Annotated in this window: 1 protein-coding gene; it reads left to right on the forward strand. The window is 56.5% G+C overall.

Annotated elements, in window-relative coordinates; genetic code table 11:
• Nucleotides 1-84 precede the first annotated feature (84 nt).
• Complete coding sequence (locus ACQRAP_RS08630; RefSeq protein ID WP_195622531.1) at nucleotides 85-1,299, forward strand: MFS transporter; 1,215 nt, start codon at nucleotides 85-87, stop codon at nucleotides 1,297-1,299.
• The last annotated feature ends 245 nt before the right edge of the window (nucleotides 1,300-1,544 follow it).

Consider the following 1,544-nt stretch of genomic DNA (forward strand, 5'->3'; position numbering starts at 1 on the left):
GCTGCATAGATTTTCGTTGCAACCTGGAAAGGGGATGGAGCAGGCCTATGCCCTCCATCCCCTTTTTGTATAGAAGGAGTTCGTATGTTCGCGAAGGATCGCGAAGCAATGCGCCTGACGCCGGCAGAGGTCAGGCTGATTCTTATTGAGTCCCTGCAGTGGTGCGCCAACAACGCGGTCTACTTTTTGGGGCTTATCGGTGCGGCCACGTATGATCTGGCTGGCACGGCCTTTTTGGTTGCCGCCATTACGCTCGTGCGCAATCTTATGACGTCGGTGGGCAATATGGTGTCGGGCTCGGTCATCGACCGCTTTGGACCGCGCCGGACGTCGTTTGTGACGTGCGTGATTACGGCAGTGCTATCGCTTGGCGTGGGGTTAGCGCCGTTGTCTGTCCCCGGGCTTGTGTTTGCCGCGTGCGTCTTGGGACTTGCGGGCGGCTTTATCAACACCTGCACGCATGCGTTTCCGGGATACCTGGAGTCGACCACCGAGGGCCGTACCCGCGTGAACGGTCTCATGGTGTTCTACAGCAATATCGCCTATACCGCTGGCCCGCTGCTCGGTGGTGCCATCGTGAGCTGTTTTGCCACGCAATCGGTCTATTTGCTCATGGCGGGCATGATGGGTGTGGCGGCCGTGCTCTCCTTGGGCTGTCACGAGTGTGTTGCTCCTGCAAAAGGGGAGAAGCCGAAGGGCGGTATTCTGGGCGGCATGGCCGAGGGCGCGCGACTTACGTTTCGCGACCACGACCTGCGCCTCATCTTTATCTCGGGCTTTTTGGGTTTCTTTGCGTTTGGCGCGTTCGATTCGCTGGAGTCGTTGTTCTACCGCGATGTGCTCAACGTGGATATCGTCTGGCTGGGCTGGCTGTCCTCGGTCGTGGGCCTCACTTCCTCGGTGGGCGCGTTCATCCTGACCAAGCTTTCTGCTCGCCATGTCAACCTGCGATTGCTGCTCGGCGCGCTCATGGCCGTGGGCATTGGGTCCATGGTGTACGTGGGCACCGATATGCTGGGGGTCGCGATTATCGGTCAAGCGATTAACGGTCTGGCCTGGGGATTCCTGGAACCGCTGCAGATGATCTTGATTCAGGAGCGCGCCGACATCAAATACCTGGGACGCATTACCGGCTTTGTGCGTTTTGGCCTGATGAGCGCCGGCGTGCTGCCGCTGCTGGCAGCTCCGTTTTTGGCGGAGGCTTTGGGCGTCCAGACGGTACTGTTTGGAGCATCGACCATTATTGCGCTGGTAGGAACGCTGTTCTTTGTCACACAAGGGAGACGCCGGGGGCGCTAGCTATACATCAAATTCTAATTTAATACCACTCACCAGAGAATTTCGACCGTTCACCGAGGATTGGAACAGATTGAAAAGTGGTATTAAAAACACGTTGGGTGTATGTCTATAATTGGTATCGAAAAGAAACGCGATGTATAGATTCGCGTGCAGGACAGAAAGGAAAAGCCATGAAGGAAACCGAGAAGATCGAGATCATGCACTTTAGCCAGGAGGGCTACGTCGAGGACGGCAAGAACGTCTAT

The organism is Collinsella sp. SGI.180 (assembly GCF_050313455.1).
Taxonomy (GTDB): Bacteria; Actinomycetota; Coriobacteriia; order Coriobacteriales; family Coriobacteriaceae; genus Collinsella.

Excerpts from the sequence above, each read along its gene's own strand:
- ACQRAP_RS08630 (WP_195622531.1), top strand. The coding sequence starts at position 85 with ATGTTCGCGAAGGATCGCGAAGCAATGCGCCTGACGCCGGCAGAGGTC.